Below are 16264 nucleotides of genomic sequence, written 5' to 3'. Positions count from 1 at the left end.
CGGCGAATGCCGGTTTTTTGTTGTCCAAAAACATGCATATGGTTTGCATGAATAAAACGGAGTGATACCTGATGCTGTCCGCCGCTTCCCGCCCCTATATCGATGCAAGCGTGCCCGTGCTGCGCGAGCATGGCCTGGCCATCACCACGCATTTCTACCGCGAGATGTTCGCCGACCGGCCCGAGCTGACCCAGCTGTTCAACATGGGCAACCAGGCCAACGGCAGCCAGCAGCAGTCGCTGGCGTCGGCGGTGTTCGCCTACGCCGCAAACATCGACAACGCGGCGGCGCTGGGGCCGGTGGTCGAGCGCATCGTGCACAAGCATGCGGCGGTGGGCATCACGCCCGCGCACTACCCGATCGTCGGCCGCCACCTGCTCGGCGCCATCGCCGCGGTGCTGGGCGAAGCCGCCACGCCGCCGCTGCTGGCGGCGTGGGACGAGGCCTACTGGCTGCTGGCGGGCGAGCTGATCGCCGCCGAGGCGCGCCTGTACCAGCGCACCGGCGTCGCCGCCGGCGAGCTGATGCCGGTGCGCGTGGTGCGACGCGAAGGGCAGGGCAGCCAGGTGGTGGCGCTGACGCTGGCCGCGGCCGACGGCCAGCCGCTGCGTGAGTTCCGCCCGGGCCAGTACATCAGCGTCGAGGCGCGCCTGGACGACGGCGCGCGCCAGCTGCGCCAGTACTCGCTGTCGGCCGAGGCCGGCCTGCCGACCTGGCGCATCTCGGTCAAGCGCGAGGACGGCGACCGGGCCACGCCGGCCGGCGCGGTCTCCAACTGGCTGCACGCCAACGCCCACGAGGGTACCGGGCTCAAGGTGAGCGCGCCGTTCGGCGAGTTCACGCCGGCGCTGGAAAGCCGCCGGCCGCTGGTGCTGCTGTCGGGCGGGATCGGCATCACGCCGATGCTGTCGGTGCTGCGCACCCTGGCCGCGCAAGGCTCGCAGCGGCCGGTGCTGTTCGCCCACGCCGCCCGCGACGGCCACCACCATGCCCATCGCGCCGACCTGCAATGGGCGCGCGAGCGCTTGCCGGGACTGGTCACGCACATCAGCTACGAATTCCCGCAAGCCGGCGACGCCGCAGGCCGCGATTACGACCACGCCGGCACCATGCCGCTGGCCGAGATGCTGCGCCAGCCCGAGCTGCAACGCTTCGTCGATGGCCGCTTCTACCTGTGCGGGCCGCTTGGCTTCATGCAGGCGCAGCGTCACGCGCTGCTCAGCGCGGGCGTGCCGGTGGCGCATATCGAGCGCGAAGTGTTCGGTCCCGACCTGCTGGACGACCTGCTTTAAGCGCCCGGGCCGGGCCGGCGGCAGCATCGCCGGCGCGGCAGACAGCGTCATGGGGCTCTGGTACGCTTGGCGCGTCCGCGCTCTCGCGCCATGACCCGCCGCGGCGGGTATCCAGGGTCCCGATCCATGCAATTGTCCCTCCGGCCTTCGTTCCGCTTCGATGCCTCCGCGCTGTGGCTGCCGCGCCTGGCCAGCGTGGCGCTGTTTATCGCGCTGTGCGCGCTGGTCACCTACTGGGTGCTGACGTTCAGTGCGATGCGGACCATTCCGGTGCCCAAGAGCGCGCGCGTGGCGCAGACCGAAGCGGTCGAGACCGGCGCGATCGCCACGCTGTTCGGCGGCTCCGCGCAGGCCGGCCCCAGCAACGTGCAGCTGCTCGGCGTGGTGGCCGAGCTCGGCGGTGGCGCCAGCGCGGCGATCGTCTCCATCGATGGCGGCCCGGCCAAGGCGGTGCGCATGGGTGCCGACCTGGCGCCGCAGATCCGGCTGGTGGAAGTGCGCCAGCGCGGCGTGGTGATCGAGCGCAATGGCGTGCGCCAGGAGATTGCCCTGCCGCTGCAGGCGGCTGCCACGCGCGGTGCGCCGCGTGCCGCCAGCCCGCTGCCGACCCCGCCCGCCGGCGCGGCGGCGCCCATGGCAACGCCCATGCCGCCGCCAGCGCAGGCCGCCGCGCAGCCCACCCCGGCCCAGCCGCCGCGTGGCCAGCCGCCCGGGCAACAGGCCCAGCCGCAGCCGCAAGCCCAGTCCCAGATCCAGCCACAAGTCCAGCCTCAGCCACAACCTGTCCAGCCGGCCCCATCGGTCCAGCCGGCCCAGCCCCAGCCTCAACCCGTCGATCCGCGTCAGTACCAGCCTGGAATATCGCCCGAGGCGGCGGATGAAGGCCAGATCGTGCCGAAAGCGCAGCCCTAGGCTGCCGGCGCACCGAATATTCGCGCTTGCTTGCGTTCCCTTACGCCGCTCCCGGCTTTCTGTGAGGCGGGTAACATCGTATTAAAAGCGCCAACTCCGCTGCATCGTCTGCGTTCTAATCCGTACATGCCAACGTGATGACAAGGAGCAAGACATGCAACGCAATCACAAGCCGCAGATCCTGAAACAGTTCCTGGCCGCCTCGGCCGCGCTGCTGGTCGCCGGCGGCGCCTTTGCCCAGGCCAGCGCTCCCGCTGCACCGGGCGCAGCACCGGCCGGCAAGCCCGGCATGGGCCACCACCACCGCCACCACGGGGGCGGCATGTGGATGAAGGCGATCGATACCGATGGCGACGGCGCCATTTCCAAGGCCGAGGCCGACGCGTGGTTCAACAAGCTCGATACCAACCGCGACGGCAAGATCGACAAGGCCGAGATGGACGCACAGCGCAAGGCCGCCATGGCCGAGCATCACGCGCGCATGCAGGCCGCCTTCGACGAGAAGTTCAAGGCCGCCGACAAGAACGGCGACGGCGCGCTGACCAAGGCCGAGGCCAACGCCGGCCTGCCGCGCCTGGCCAAGCGCTTCGACCAGCTCGACGCCAACCGCGACGGCAAGCTGACCCGCGATGAAATCCGCGCCGGCATGGAGAAGATGCACCGCGATCGTCCCCATCGCGGCGAGCGTGGCGAACGCGGCCCGCGCGGCCAGGGCGCCCCGGACAACCAGCCGGCGCCCGCCAACCCGGCAGCGCCGTCGACCAGCGGCGGCTGAACGGTCCCGGTAGCGCCGCCCGAGCGCCGCTGCCGGCATACCGACCAAGCGCGCGAGCCTGAGGGCCGCGCGCTTTTTTTGTCCGTTCAGCGGACATCGTGGAGAACTCCGGGACAGGAACGCACTGGCGCGGACGCAAACGCCCGTAGAATGCCGCTTCCCCTGTTTGCCGGAACCTGCGCACCACCTCGCCCGTTCTCCGGTCAGCGCGCGGCTGCGACACCCGGGCAGCGCCGCCAGACTGGGATTTGCCCGGCCAGAACGGCTGAAGCGCGAGTGACCGATAAGGCCGCCCACCCACTAAATCGGGCGCGGATCGGATGTAATTTCATAAAAAATTGCGTACTTGTGCACGGCTTGCTAAATTTGCGCAAAAAAATTGCCAATAAACATATTGCGGAGCAACAATATCGTGAGCAAGGTGGAGTTGGACAAGATCGACCGGAAGATCCTGGAAGTGCTGCAGACCAACGGCCGGTTGACCAACCTGGAGGTGGCCGAGCGCGTGAACCTGTCGCCCAGCCCCTGCCTGCGCCGCATCCGGCGGCTGGAAGAGATCGGCGTGATCCGGCAGTACGCGGCGCTGCTTGAGCCCAACAAGATCGGACTCGGCCTGCTGGCCTATATCAATGTGCGGCTGGAAAAGCATGGCGGCGCGCCCAAGGGCAAGGCTCCGCTGGACCTGTTCCGCGCCTCGATCGCCGTTTGGCCGGAAGTGGCGGCGTGCCATGCCATGACCGGCGAGATGGACCTGCTGCTCAAGGTCTATGTCGAGGACATGGAGCACTTTGCGCGCTTCATGCAGGAACAGCTGTTGGCGCATCCATCGGTGATCGACGTGCGCTCGAGCTTTGCGCTGGAAAGCATCAAGGACACCACGGCACTGCCGGTGGGCGGCGCGGCCTGAGCGGCGCGGCCCGGGCCGGCAAAGTAAAACGGCGCATCGTTGCGATGCGCCGTTTTTGTCGATGCCGTGCGGACCGGGTTGCGGCCGCTCAGGCGGTATGCTTCTGCGGCACCATGGTGCGCCAGAAGCGCAGGCCGAAGCGGCGGGCGTCGCGCAGGTTGCGGCGCACCGCGTAGTCCAGGTCGGCGAGCTGCTCGTCCAGTGCCTCGCTCAGGCGGCTGGCGGTATCCGCCGGCGGCAGTTCGAGGTAGGCGTCGGCTTCGCCGTAGGCGTACTGGACCTTCATGCCGGCCTTCTTGGCGATATGCATCATCGCCGCGTTGCGCGACAGGCAGTGCATGTAGAGCGTGCGCACATTGGTATTGCGGCCGTGGATGGCGGCACGCTCGAACAGCGCGCTGCCGATGCCGCGGCCACGGGCGCTGCCCGACACCGACACGCCGAACTCCGCCACGCGACCCTGGGCGTTGTCGCGCAGGTTGGCGAAGTGGCCCACGCCGATCAGCTCGAGCTTGTCGTCGTAGACGCCGAACACGCTGTCGTGGTCGAAGTCGATGCTGTCGACATAGGCCTCGATCACGTGGTTGCCCACCGACTGGCCGAAACGGAGCAGGCGATCCTCCTCGCCCAGGGCGAGGAAATGCTTGAGCAGGCGCGAGCGGTGGTGGGCCGACAGCTCGCGCACCAGGACGGTGGCGCGGTGGGCGGCTTGGGCGGCTTCGGCTGCCTTGCGTAGATCTTCGTCGGTCAGTGCGCCGACGGCCTTGCTCAGTTCGAGCGGGTTCACGATGATTCCTTCCGGTGCTCTCAGATAAAAAAATAGGCACTGCGGTGGTGTTTTTCCAGGCACTTTTCCCCGAAACCGTGCGAGACTCGGGGAAACACCAACTTGATGCAGCACGAAAAGTATTGTAGTGGAATTGTCAGTTTGACGTAAGCATCCTGCGCCGCAGCAGAAGCCTTTGCGGCCACGCTGGGAAATAAATTTAAGTAAAAACAACGACTTAAAAAAATGTGATGAATTGTTGCGCGCCGTCAGGTGTGGATTTGGTGCAACGCGGCAATTCACAAGCACCCTGCCGAACTTTCCGATCACCCAGACAGCCCTGACTTCTTTCAATGAAAGAGCCCCCCATCGTTGTGATCTACGCGCACCCGACGCCCAGCCGCTCGCGCGTGAACCGGCCGCTGGCCGACGCGCTGGACGCGCTGCCGCAGGTCCAGGTACGCGACCTCTACCGCAGCTATGTCGACTACGACATCGATGTCGTCGCCGAGCAGCGCGTGCTGTCGGTGTCGGACACGATCGTGCTGCAGTTCCCGGTGCGCTGGTACAGCGTGCCGGCCCTGCTCAAGCTGTGGCTGGATGAAGTGCTCGAGCCGGGCTGGGCCTATGGCCCGGGCGGCACCGCGCTGCGCGGCAAGTCGCTGCTGGCGGTGGTCAGCACGGGCGGCACGGCCGACGCGTACGGGCCCGAAGGCACGCATGGCCACCCGATCGCCGAATTCCTGCTGCCGCTGGAGCAGACCGCCCTGTTGTGCGGCATGACCTGGCTGCCGCCGGTGGTGCTGCACGACGCCAACAATGCCGACGCGCAGGCGCTGGCCGACCATATCGCCCACGTCTGCGGGCGGCTGGGCACGCATGCGGCGCCGGCGGAGGTGCAGGGATGAACCAGCATGATTTCCTGATTGCGCTGCTGGTGTTCCTGGTTGCGGCGGTGGTGGCGGTGCCGCTGGCGCGGCGCGGCGGACTGGGCGCGGTGCTGGGCTACCTGCTGGCCGGGGCGGCGATCGGGCCGTTCGCGCTGCGCCTGGTGACCGATGTCGAATCGATCCTGCACTTCTCCGAGTTTGGCGTGGTGCTGATGATGTTCGTGATCGGGCTGGAACTGGAGCCGCGCAAGCTGTGGGCGCTGCGGCGTAGCATTTTCGGCTACGGCGGCGCGCAGCTTGCCGCCTGCGCGCTGGTGATCGGCGTGGCCGCGGCGCTGGCCGGCGCGCCCTGGCAGGTGGCGCTGGTGGCGGGGCTGGGGCTGGCGCTGTCGTCCACCGCGATCGCGCTGGCGACGCTGACCGAGCGCAACCTGTTCGGCACGCCGGCCGGCGCCGCCAGCTTTGGCATCCTGCTGTTCCAGGACATCGCCGCGATCCCGATGATCGCGCTGCTGCCGCTGCTGGCCACGCAGGGCGCCGAAGGGACCGGCACCGGCGCGGCCGGCTGGCTCGCGGCGGGCAAGGCGGTGGCGGTCATCGGCGCGGTGGTGGCCGGCGGCCGCTACCTGGTGCGCCCGGCGCTGCGCTTCATCGCCCGCACCGACATGCGCGAGATGTTCACCGCCTTTGCGCTGCTGCTGGTGGTGGGCATCGCGCTGATGATGGACGCGGTCGGCCTGTCGATGGCGCTGGGCACTTTCCTGGCCGGCGTGCTGCTGGCCGATTCGGAATACCGCCACGCCCTCGAGGCGGACCTGGAGCCGTTCAAGGGTCTGCTGCTGGGGCTGTTTTTCATGGCGGTCGGCATGTCGATCGACTTTGCCGTGCTGGCGCGCTCGCCCTGGCTGGTGCTGGGCCTGGTGGCGGCCTTCGTGGTGGCCAAGACCGCGGTGCTGGCGCTGCTGGCGCGGTATTTTGCGATTGCCCGCGGCCAGCGCCTGCTGTTCGCGCTGCTGATCTCGCAGGGCGGGGAGTTCGCCTTCGTGGTGTTCGGCGTCGCCGGCGGCGCCGGGCTGCTGCCGCGCGAGACCGAGGCCTTGCTGGTGCTGGTGGTGGCGCTGTCGATGGTGGCCACGCCGCTGCTGCTGCTGGCCTATGACCGGCTGGTGGCGCCGCGCATCGGCGCCGGCAAGGCGCGGCTGGACGAAGTCATCACGCCGCAGCACAACCCGGTGCTGATCGCCGGCTTCGGGCGCTTCGGCCAGATCATCGGCCGCCTGCTGTACACCCAGGGCGTGGGCGTGACGGTGCTGGACCACGATCCGGACCAGATCGAATTCCTGCGCCAGTACGGCTTCAAGGTCTTCTATGGCGACGCCACCCGGCTGGACCTGCTGGAGGCCGCCGGCATTGCCGACGCGCGCATCCTGGTGGTGGCCATCGACAGCATGGAGGACAGCCTGGCGCTGATCGATCGCGTGCGCGAGCGCTTCCCCGATCTGCAGATCTACGCCCGCGCGCGCCACGTCTCGCATGTCTACCAGCTCAAGGACCGCGGCGTGCAGCTGTTCGAACGCGAGATGTTCGAGGGCTCGCTGATGCTGGGCCGGCGCGTGCTGGAAGGGCTGGGCTTCGATCCGGGCGAGGCGCGCAACGTGGCGCTGCGGTTCCGGCGCCACAACATCGAGGCGATCGACCGCTTCTACCCGCACTACACCGACCAGAAGAAGCTGGTCTCGCTGGCGCGCCAGGCGCGCGACGAGCTGGAAGAGATGTTCCGCCAGGACCGCGAGCAGCGGCGCCAGCGTGAAGAGGCCGAGTGGATGTAGGCGCTGGCGTGGCCCGGCGTGGCCGGCCTAGCGGCCGGCGGCAGCGCGGCCGGGCAGGCCGCCTTCGAGCAGGTCCACCACCATCTCGGCAAAGTCCGCGTACGAGAGCCGGCCGCCCGGCTTGAGCCAGGTGAAGGTCCAGTTGATCATGCCGAAGATGGTCATGGTCAGCGCGGTCTGGTTTTCGCGCGTGACGCGCTCCGGGTAGGCGCGGCGCAGCAGGCGCGAGAACGCCGCGACCACGTCGCGCTCGCGGCCCAGGATCAGGTCGCGCTGGGTCTCGGCCAGGAACTTGACGTCGTTGATCAGCGCGATATGGCGCGTCTGCGAAGTCTCGTATTCGGCCAGGAAGGCGCGGATCAGGTTGCCGAAGGCGTCCTTGTCGGTGCGCGCATGGCGCTCGGCATCGGCTTCGACCTCGGTGACGAGCAGCATCAGCCGGCGCGTGTAGCGGTCCAGCAGGTCGAACAGGATCGCTTCCTTGCTCTCGTAGTAGTGGTACAGCCGCGCCTTGGAGGTGCCGCAGGCGGCGGCCAGGTCGGCCATCGAGGTGCTGGGGTAGCTGCTGTTGGCAAAGGCGGCGGCGGCCAGGTCCAGGATCTGCTCGCGCTGCGCCTCGAAATCGGGTGCCTTGGTACGGGCCATATATTCTTGTTTATTCGCCCCCGCCGCCGGCATGGCGGCGCAGCTCACAGGTGTCGAGCGAGTCGGCGTTGCCGCGCAGCACCAGCTGCCCCATGGCGATCAGTTCGCGGCAGCGCCAGAACACGAACCAGTCGCTGGCCAGCAGGCCCTCGATCGCGCCCATTACGCTGCCCACCACCTGCGCCGCGGGGGTCCATTCGGCCGGCGCGCGCTCCATGATGATGTCGTCAATGGTGCGGTAGGCCGCCGGCACCAGCGTGTTGCCCTTCCACAGCCGCACGTCGGCGTTTTCCTTGACGTTCTGCTGCCATTCGTAACCCAGGCGCCCCAGCCGCAGCACCGAGACCGGCGCGATGGTGGAGAAGCGCCGCGCCAGCCGCGCCGGCGAGTACATGCCGATGGCAGCCAGGTTGCCCTGCGCGGGCATTTCGAGTTCGCGCAGGTCCATCGCGACCTCGTTGATCCGCTGCGGCGCCTGGTACAGGTGGAACACCACCCGGCGCAGCATCAGCTGGTCCGCCGCGCTTTGGCCGTGCCAGATCGCCACTTCCATGTCGTCCTGCCGCAGCGCCAGCAACTGGTCCAGCGCCTGGCGCATCTCGGCGGCGAAGTCGATGTCGGTGTGCGGGGCGACGCGCTGCCAGAATCCGGAGCGGATCATCCCGGTGCTGTCGATGTCCGCCAGCGGCCCGACGGCGAGATCGTCGCGCAGCACCACGACAGGATCAGGCCGCGCCGCCTGGGCCAGCGCCTGGCGCAGGGTCGTGCCTGCTACATCACCGTTGACGACGTGGATATATTGCATGGCCGTGATTGTATATGGGTGAGGCGGTTCGCTGGCGCCGCCGCGGCGGCGGCGCGACAGCTGCCCGCACCGCGCGCCTGATCACCCGCCTGCAAGCATCGCGCCAGCAGGGCGCCGCCTGCCGCCATTGTAGTCACGGCCCGTGCTGGCCAATGTCGGCAATTGTCTGACGACGCACGCGACGGCGCGCCGGGGTCAGCGTTCGTCGTAGCTGACCACCACCCGCGGCGTCAGCGCGCGTGCCTGGCAGGTAAGCACGAAGCCCTTGTCCATCTCCCAGGGCTCGAGCGTGTAGTTCTTTTCCATCTCGACCTTGCCTTCCAGCACCTTGGCCCGGCAGGTGCAACAGACACCGCCCTTGCAGGCGTAGGGCAGGTCCAGCCCGGCGGCCAGCGCGGTGTCGAGCACGTTGGCGTCTTCCAGCGGCAGGCGCATGCTGTGCTGCTTGCCATCGAGCACCACCACCAGCTCCGCGGTGCCGGCATGGTCAGCGTGCGCGGCATGGGCGGCGGCCGGCTTGCGCCGGGTCGGTGCCAGCGGCACCCCGAAGCGCTCGGCGTGGATGCGGTGCGGGTCCAGGCCCGCATCGCGCAGCGCCGCTTCGACCTCGTCGATCATCGAGGCCGGCCCGCACACGAAGGCCGCGTCGATATCGTCGACCGGGATCAGCGTCTGCAGGAAGGCGGTCACCCGGGCGTGGTCGAGCCGGCCATGCAGCAGGTCTACTTCCTGCGGCTGGCGCGACAGCACGTGATAGAGCGTGAAGCGCGCCAGGTACTGGTTCTTCAGGTCCTCCAGCGCTTCGGAAAAGATGATGCTGTCGACATTGCGGTTGCCATAAACCAGCGTAAAGCGGCTGTGTGGCTCGGCCTGCAGCGTGGTGCGGACCAGCGACAGCACCGGGGTGATGCCGCTGCCGGCGGCAAAGGCGACATAGTGGCGCGCGGCATCGGCATCCAGCGGCACGTGGAAGCGCCCGTCGGGCGTCATCACATCGATCACCTGCCCGGGGGCGATGGAATCGTGCAGATGACTGGAAAACAGCCCGTCCTCCACCAGCTTGACCGCGACCCGCAATTCGCCATGCGCGTCATAGTCCTGCACCGCCGAACAGATCGAGTAGGAGCGCCGCAGGTCCTTGCCGTCGACCGGCGCCTTCAGCGTCAGGAACTGGCCTTGCGTAAACCGGTAGGCATCGCGCAGCGCGTCCGGGACCTCGAACGCGATCGAGATGGTGTCGGCGGTCTCGGGGCGCACCTGCGCCACGCGCAGCGGGTGGAACTGTGGAGTCATGGCAGCCTGGCTCGGCCCGGGGGCTCAGTAGGGTTTGAAATAGTCGAACGGCTCGCGGCAGTCCAGGCACCGGTACAGCGCCTTGCAGGCGGTCGAGGCAAAGCGCGAGATCTCCTGCGTATGGACGCTGCCGCAGCGTGGACAGGGCACGGCATCGGGCGCGCCGGCACGCGCGGCGCGCGGCACGAAGCGCAGCGGCTGCCCCATGGCCGGCGCTCCGCACTGGCCCGGCGGCGCGATGCCAAACGCGCGCAGGCGCTCGCGCGCGGCCGGCGTGATCCAGTCCGTGGTCCAGGCCGGCGCCAGCACGGTGCGGATGCGCCACGGCGCCAGCCCGGCGCGGGCCAGCGCGTGGCCGATGTCCTCACTGATCTGCGACATCGCCGGGCAGCCGGAATAGGTGGGCGTGATGACGATTTCCAGCACGCCGTCCGGCGCCGCTGCCACCTCGCGCAGGATGCCCAGTTCGCGGATCGACACCACGGGGATCTCCGGGTCCGGCACCGCCTCGAGCGCCGCCCACGCGCGCGCGACGCGCGCGTCGGTGGCCCCTGCGTTGTCCACGTGATGGGATGGAAGGGCGGTGACGTTCATGTGGATCGGGCCTTTGCGTTGAAGCGTGCGCTCACCAGTGTGTTCACCATTGCGCGCCCGGATGGGCCCGCGCCAGTCCCTGCATCTCGCCCAGCAGGTAGCTCATGTGTTCCGAATGCACGCCGTGCTTGCCGGCCGAGACAAAGCCGGTGGCCGGCGGCATTGCGAGCGTGGCCGCCTGCAGCGTCTCGGCGACGGTGGCGTCCCAGGCCGGGCGCAGCGTGGCGGTGACCACGCCGATGCCCTGCGCGGCGGCGTCGCTTTCGACCGCGTCCTCCGCAAAACACTCGTTCATGTACGGCAGCAGGTGTTCCAGCGCGCGCTGCATGCGCGCGTGCGAGGCCTCGGTGCCGTCGCCCAGCCGCACCATCCAGCCGGCGGCGTGGTGCAGGTGATAGCGCGCCTCCTTGATCGCCTTGGCGGCGATTGCGGCCAGCTGTTCGTCCCGGCTGGCGTGCAAGGCCTGCCAGAGTTCGACCATCAGCGCGCTGTACAGGAAGTTGCGCACGATGGTGACGGCGTAGTCGCGTTCGGCGGCGGCGTTGCCGGCCAGCGGGCCGCGATGCGGCAGCTCCAGCAGCGTCCAGTTGTGGAACTCGCGCTCCGCGCGCCAGTAGGCGTAGTCATCTTCATGGCGTGGCAGGCCGGTCAGCTCGCCCTCTAGTTCGCCGGCGCGGCCATACAGCAGTCGCGCCTGGCCGATCAGGTCGAGGCTGATATTGGCCAGCGCAATGTCTTCTTCCAGCACCGGCCCATGGCCGCACCATTCGGCATTGCGCTGGCCGAGGATCAGGGCGTTGTCGGCCAGGCGCAGCACGTAGCGCAGCGCGGCGGTGCGGGCCGGTGGCAGGTGGTCGATCGAAGCGGGCACGGCGGGCTGTGGTGACGCGGTCATCGTGCGGGCCTTACATGTGGTTGACTTCGTCGGGCAGCTGGTAGAACGTCGGATGCCGGTAGATCTTGTCGGCCATCGGGTCGAACAGCTCCGGCTTTTCCTCGGGCACGCTGGCGGTGATCGCCGCGGAGGGCACCACCCAGATCGACACGCCTTCCTGGCGCCGCGTATAGACGTCGCGCGCCATGTGCAGCGCCTGCTGCGCGTCGGCCGCGTGCAGGCTGCCGCAATGCTTGTGTTCCAGGCCTTGCTTGCTGCGCACGAACACTTCCCACAGCGGCCATTCCTTGCGTTGCATCGTGGTCTCCTCGGCGATGTCAGGGCTCAGGCGGCGGCGCGACCGGCGCCGGATTCGCGTTCGGCCAGCTTGGCGGCGTGCGCCAGCGCGGCTTCGCGCACCCAGGCGCCGTCCTCGTGCGCCTTCACGCGGGTGGCCAAACGTTCCTTGTTGCACGGGCCGTCGCCATTGATGACACGCCAGAATTCATCCCAATCCAACGGGCTGTAGTCGTAGTGGCCGCGTTCGGCATTCCATTGCAGGCCGGGGTCGGGCAGGGTCACGCCCAGCACGCGCGCCTGCTCGACGGTGGCGTCGACAAACTTCTGGCGCAGGTCGTCGTTGGAGATGCGCTTGATGCCCCAGGCCATGGTCTGGGCGCTGTTGGTCGAGGCCGCATCGGGCGGGCCGAACATCATCAGCACCGGGAACCACCAGCGGTTGACCGCGTCCTGCACCATCTCGCGCTGCGCGTCGGTGCCGCGCATCATGGCCAGCAGCGCGTCGAAGCCCTGACGCTGGTGGAACGACTCTTCCTTGCAGATGCGGATCATGGCGCGCGCATACGGCCCGTAGGAGCAGCGGCACAACGGAATCTGGTTCATGATCGCGGCGCCATCGACCAGCCAGCCGATCACGCCCACGTCGGCCCAGGTCAGCGTCGGGTAATTGAAGATCGACGAATACTTGGCCTTGCCGCTGTGCAGCGCATCGACGAGGTCGTCGCGCGACGCATCCAGGGTCTCGGCCGCCGAATACAGGTAGAGCCCGTGGCCGCCTTCATCCTGGACCTTGGCCAGCAGGATCGCCTTGCGCTTGAGCGACGGCGCCCGGCTGATCCAGTTGCCCTCCGGCAGCATGCCGACGATCTCGGAGTGCGCGTGCTGCGAGATTTGCCGCACCAGGGTCTTGCGGTAGGCCTGCGGCATCCAGTCCTGCGGCTCGATCTTGCCGTCGGCGGCCATGCAGGCGTCAAACGCTGCCTGGCGGGCGGCTTCATCGGGGGGCGCGCTGGCCTGTGCTGCATCGGCGTGCTGGCCGGGCAGGTCAAGACTCTGCGTGTACATATCGTCTCCTCTGGCGGGGGCGCCGCGCCAAATCGGTCCGGCGTGGCTGGCCCTATTATATATAAGCCGACCGGTCGGTCAATTAAAGCCGGTATGCCCGCCGGTGGGTTTGCGTCGGCGCATGATGCCGGCTTCGCCCGATGTGTACTATTCAAGACAGGCGGCCCCGCGCCGCATCTCTCTTCCATCGACGGAGGTACGCTCATGACAAGCGCGGCATACAGCAGGATCGTGGTGGCGGTGGACGGCAGCAGCACGTCAGACCTGGCGGTGGACGAAGCCATTCGCGTGGCATCTCCAGGCGGAGCCACTGTGCTGGCGCTCTATGTGGTCGATACCGGCACGCCGATGTTCGACGCCGGCTACTACGACCCAAGCCAGGTGCAGAAGGCGTTCGAGGAAAGCGGGCAGCGCGCCCTGCAGGACGCAGCACGGCGCCTGGCTGGTGCCGGCGTCACGCACGAAACCCAACTCGTGACCGTAGCTGCGGTGCCTGGGGACATTGGTGCTTCCATCAATGAGGCCGCACGCCAATGGGGAGCAGACCTTCTGGTAATCGGCACGCATGGCCGACGCGGCGTGCGCCGGCTGGTGCTGGGCAGCGTGGCCGAAGCGGTGATCCGCCAGTCCACCGTGCCGGTGCTGCTGGTGCGCGGCGAAGCGAAAGCCGACTGAAGCGCCTCTGAAGCTCAGCCCGCAAAGCGGAAGTGGCCGCTGCGCAGCACGATTTCGCGCGCCTCGGTCAGCTCGAACAGGCTTTCGGCGAGGCGTTCGATGCGCTGGCGGTTACTGGTGAAGGCAGCCACCAGATCTTCCTCGCGCGGCGAGCGCGCCCCGAAATGGGCTTCGAGCGCCTCGGCGGTGACGGAATACAAGGTGGGACTGCCGTTGACCGTCGCGGGGCAGGACAGCGTCAGGCTGGCTGCACAGTAGGTGGGGAGGCTGCGAGGGAACGTGATGTCTGGCATGGCGTGCCTCGTGCTGGCGGCGGGCGTATCCAATCAATATAGGCCAAGTCGGCATTCCGTAAAGCCCCGCGCCAAGCTGCCCGTCCATACGATGTTTCCCTCGTCGCCGATGTTCCGCTGACCTGCCATGGCTTGGCCTTTGGGCCCCCGTTGTTGCGATGCGGAAATCCATCGCGGCAGTGGCTGCATACGGACGAAAAAAAACCCACGCAGGTTGTGCGTGGGTTGGAATCCACCGAGGTGGTGGAGGAGACAGACTTCACTATACAGGCTTTGTTGCGACGCACCAAGTGCAATGTGTCAATGTACGATGATGCGCACAATATTGTTGTAAGACGGCAACAAACCGACACCCCCGGGGCGGTCAGCGGAATAGGTATGCGGCGCCAACGGCACAAATAATGCCAGCCGCGTCCGCAACCAGCGCGCAGCCAAGCGCGTGGCGCGTGTTGCGCACATTGATGCTTCCGAAATAGACCGCCAGTACATAGAAGGTCGTTTCAGTAGAACCCTGGATAATCGCCGCCAGGCGTCCCTGGAAGGAATCGACGCCATAAGTGGTCATCACGTCCACCATCAACCCGCGCGCCCCGGCACCGGACAGGATCTTCATCAGCCCGACCGGCAGCGCCGGGACAAAGTCGGTGTTGACGCCCAGCATGGCGAAGCCGTGCATGAGCCAGCGCATCAGCACGTCCATGCAGCCGGCAGCGCGGAACAGCCCAATGGCGATCAGGATCGCAACCAGATAGGGAATGATCTGCACCGCGACGCCGAAGCCTTCCTTGGCGCCGTCGATGAACGCCTCATACACATTGACCCGGCGCAGCGCGCCGCAAATCAGGAAGAGAGTGATCAAGGACAGGATGAAGCCGGCTCCAGCCAGCGCCGTCACGGTGCCAACCTGCTCGGGCGGCGCATGCTGCAACCACGCGAACATTACCCCCAGCAACGCGATCACCAGTCCGAACGTCACCAGCACCGCGGGCCGCAGCAGGTTGATCCGCTGGACCCACGCCACCGCGAGCAATCCGGCCAGGCAGGCGCCGCCTGTGGCCAGCAACGTCGGCAAGAAGATGTCCGCGGCGTTGAAACCGACCAGGCCCTGCTTGACCGCGATGGCCTGGCGGATGGCGATGACCGAAGTCGGAATCAGCGTCAGCCCGGCAGAGTTCAGCACGATGAACATGATCTGGGCGTCGGTGGCGACGTCCGGGCGCCGGTTCAGCGTCTGCAGCTCGCGCATGGCGTTCAGCCCCAGCGGCGTGGCGGCGTTGTCGAGCCCGAGCAGGTTGGCCGACACGTTCATCATCATCGCGCCCTGTGCCGGGTGGCCCTGGGGCACCCCGGGAAAGAAGTGCCGCAGCAGCGGGTTCACCAGCCGGGCAAACGCGTCGACAACGCCGGCGCGCTCGCCAATACGCATGATGCCCAGCCACAGGCTCATTACCCCGGCCAGTCCGAGCGCGATCTCGAAGGCCGTGCGGGCGCTGTCGAATAGGCTGCCGAGCATCGCCGGAAAGACCGCGAGGTCACCCTGCGCCACCCGAACGCAGGCGGCGGCGAAGGAAATCAGGAAGAAGCCGAGCCAGACTACGTTCAGCGCCATCGGAAAATTGGGAAGCGGGAAAAGGGGAGCGGAAAAGCGTGAAAACAATGCCGCGAAGATGCCGGCACGTCGCGCAACTCAGTCGATCACGGCCCCGCGCTCCGCGAGCAACTCGCGCAGGACGGAGCGGTGGCAACGCGCTTCGTCCTCGCAATAGCAGCCCACCGAGAAATTGGTCTGGTGCGACAGCGCCGCCAGCAGGTCCAGCGTGCGGCTGGCGTCCGGCTCGGCCATTTCCTTGCGGAAATGCCGCACGAAGGCGCGCCATTGCTTGTCGTCGGTCGCATGCAGCGCCTGGGCGACTAGCTCCGGTGATGGGGAAAGCGCCGGATACCAGACATCATAGTAGTCGCGGCTCGCAAACTCCGATTTGGGCACGCCCCGCGGCGGCCGGCGTACAGTACCGACGCGCAGTCCTTCGTCAGCCGCGCGCGGTGTACCCAGTCTTACGATTCTGATGGTCATGAGGATCCCGGTTTGGTTCTGGCCGCCATGCAGAGCCGCGGCGGCGGTGCGCCTGCTTCGCTCCAGCCCCAGATCATGAATCATGGTGCTGCGGCTGACAAACTGTGCTCATCGTCGTGCGCATTGGGCAGGTCTTTCCGGCGTCATCGAATTATTTCGTGGAACCGCTTGCCAACCCCGCTGCGCTCGCTTACTATTCGCCCCCTCGCAACACAACGCGGCACTGCAAGGCAGGCGCAGCAAGGGTTGCGGGGTCGACCGGAAGGTTGGCGCGG

The 16264-nt window shown here is 67.7% G+C and carries 18 protein-coding genes; 7 read left to right on the top strand and 11 right to left on the bottom strand.

Annotated features, from left to right (window positions below):
* The first annotated feature begins 71 nt into the window (after positions 1-71).
* The 4 genes from CBM2588_RS00090 (at position 72) to CBM2588_RS00075 (ending at position 3886) form a co-directional block, all read left to right on the top strand.
* Positions 72-1292, top strand: coding sequence for a globin domain-containing protein (locus CBM2588_RS00090; RefSeq protein ID WP_115678840.1), 1221 nt, complete (start codon positions 72-74; stop codon positions 1290-1292).
* Between the two features lie 126 nt (positions 1293-1418).
* On the top strand, positions 1419-2204 hold the full coding sequence (locus CBM2588_RS00085) for a type II secretion system protein N (protein WP_115678839.1): 786 nt from the start codon (positions 1419-1421) through the stop codon (positions 2202-2204).
* 154 nt (positions 2205-2358) lie between these two features.
* Positions 2359-2979 (top strand): EF-hand domain-containing protein, encoded by a 621-nt coding sequence (locus CBM2588_RS00080; protein ID WP_115678838.1) that lies wholly within the window; start codon positions 2359-2361, stop codon positions 2977-2979.
* A gap of 412 nt (positions 2980-3391) precedes the next feature.
* A complete protein-coding gene (locus CBM2588_RS00075; RefSeq protein WP_010813460.1) occupies positions 3392-3886 on the top strand; it encodes an Lrp/AsnC family transcriptional regulator in 495 nt (164 codons plus the stop codon).
* A gap of 88 nt (positions 3887-3974) precedes the next feature.
* Here the strand turns inward: CBM2588_RS00075 and CBM2588_RS00070 are convergent, their stop codons facing one another.
* Complete coding sequence (locus CBM2588_RS00070; RefSeq protein WP_115678837.1) at positions 3975-4673, bottom strand: GNAT family N-acetyltransferase; 699 nt, start codon at positions 4671-4673, stop codon at positions 3975-3977.
* 332 nt (positions 4674-5005) lie between these two features.
* On the opposite strand from CBM2588_RS00070, the gene CBM2588_RS00065 reads away from it, so the two are divergent.
* Positions 5006-5560, top strand: a complete 555-nt coding sequence (locus CBM2588_RS00065) for a glutathione-regulated potassium-efflux system oxidoreductase KefF (RefSeq protein WP_115678836.1) — start codon at positions 5006-5008, stop codon at positions 5558-5560.
* Entirely contained in the window at positions 5557-7371 is a 1815-nt protein-coding gene (gene kefC, locus CBM2588_RS00060) for a glutathione-regulated potassium-efflux system protein KefC (RefSeq protein WP_115678835.1), read from the top strand. Before CBM2588_RS00065 ends, kefC begins: the two co-directional genes overlap by 4 nt.
* Before the next feature lie 27 nt (positions 7372-7398).
* Here the strand turns inward: kefC and CBM2588_RS00055 are convergent, their stop codons facing one another.
* The 7 genes from CBM2588_RS00055 to paaA form a co-directional block, all read right to left on the bottom strand.
* Positions 7399-8016: a TetR/AcrR family transcriptional regulator gene (locus CBM2588_RS00055; RefSeq protein ID WP_018006092.1), complete on the bottom strand. Its 618-nt coding sequence runs from the start codon at positions 8014-8016 to the stop codon at positions 7399-7401.
* Positions 8017-8026: 10 nt separating this feature from the next.
* Positions 8027-8821 carry a DUF1835 domain-containing protein gene (locus CBM2588_RS00050; RefSeq protein WP_115678834.1) on the bottom strand — a complete coding sequence of 265 codons (795 nt, stop codon included), beginning with the start codon at positions 8819-8821 and terminating at the stop codon, positions 8027-8029.
* Positions 8822-9016: 195 nt separating this feature from the next.
* Entirely contained in the window at positions 9017-10114 is a 1098-nt protein-coding gene (gene paaE / locus CBM2588_RS00045) for a 1,2-phenylacetyl-CoA epoxidase subunit PaaE (protein ID WP_115678833.1), read from the bottom strand.
* A 24-nt stretch (positions 10115-10138) separates the two neighbouring features.
* Positions 10139-10708, bottom strand: coding sequence for a 1,2-phenylacetyl-CoA epoxidase subunit PaaD (gene paaD / locus CBM2588_RS00040; protein ID WP_115678832.1), 570 nt, complete (start codon positions 10706-10708; stop codon positions 10139-10141).
* A 43-nt stretch (positions 10709-10751) separates the two neighbouring features.
* Complete coding sequence (gene paaC / locus CBM2588_RS00035; protein ID WP_115678831.1) at positions 10752-11603, bottom strand: 1,2-phenylacetyl-CoA epoxidase subunit PaaC; 852 nt, start codon at positions 11601-11603, stop codon at positions 10752-10754.
* Positions 11604-11613: 10 nt separating this feature from the next.
* Complete coding sequence (gene paaB, locus CBM2588_RS00030) at positions 11614-11901, bottom strand: 1,2-phenylacetyl-CoA epoxidase subunit PaaB (protein ID WP_012354162.1); 288 nt, start codon at positions 11899-11901, stop codon at positions 11614-11616.
* Positions 11902-11927: 26 nt separating this feature from the next.
* On the bottom strand, positions 11928-12947 hold the full coding sequence (paaA, locus tag CBM2588_RS00025) for a 1,2-phenylacetyl-CoA epoxidase subunit PaaA (RefSeq protein WP_115678830.1): 1020 nt from the start codon (positions 12945-12947) through the stop codon (positions 11928-11930).
* A 204-nt stretch (positions 12948-13151) separates the two neighbouring features.
* Here paaA and CBM2588_RS00020 point away from each other — a divergent pair, with 204 nt between their 5' ends.
* The gene (locus CBM2588_RS00020) at positions 13152-13622 is read left to right on the top strand and encodes a universal stress protein (protein WP_115678829.1); all 471 of its coding nucleotides are present in this window, start codon (positions 13152-13154) and stop codon (positions 13620-13622) included.
* A 14-nt stretch (positions 13623-13636) separates the two neighbouring features.
* On the opposite strand, the gene CBM2588_RS00015 is transcribed toward CBM2588_RS00020, so the two are convergent.
* From CBM2588_RS00015 to CBM2588_RS00005, 3 genes are all read right to left on the bottom strand, one after another.
* Positions 13637-13915 (bottom strand): DUF1488 domain-containing protein, encoded by a 279-nt coding sequence (locus CBM2588_RS00015; protein ID WP_078198172.1) that lies wholly within the window; start codon positions 13913-13915, stop codon positions 13637-13639.
* A gap of 364 nt (positions 13916-14279) precedes the next feature.
* Positions 14280-15524 carry a nucleoside recognition domain-containing protein gene (locus tag CBM2588_RS00010; RefSeq protein ID WP_115678828.1) on the bottom strand — a complete coding sequence of 415 codons (1245 nt, stop codon included), beginning with the start codon at positions 15522-15524 and terminating at the stop codon, positions 14280-14282.
* Positions 15525-15602: 78 nt separating this feature from the next.
* Positions 15603-15989, bottom strand: a complete 387-nt coding sequence (locus CBM2588_RS00005) for a DUF488 domain-containing protein (RefSeq protein ID WP_115681339.1) — start codon at positions 15987-15989, stop codon at positions 15603-15605.
* Positions 15990-16264 lie beyond the last annotated feature (275 nt).

The sequence above is a fragment of the Cupriavidus taiwanensis genome (assembly GCF_900250075.1).
In the GTDB taxonomy this organism is placed as follows: domain Bacteria; phylum Pseudomonadota; class Gammaproteobacteria; order Burkholderiales; family Burkholderiaceae; genus Cupriavidus; species Cupriavidus taiwanensis_C.
Note: the sequence above shows the minus strand (reverse complement) of the source record. Positions and strands in the feature narration are given on the sequence as shown.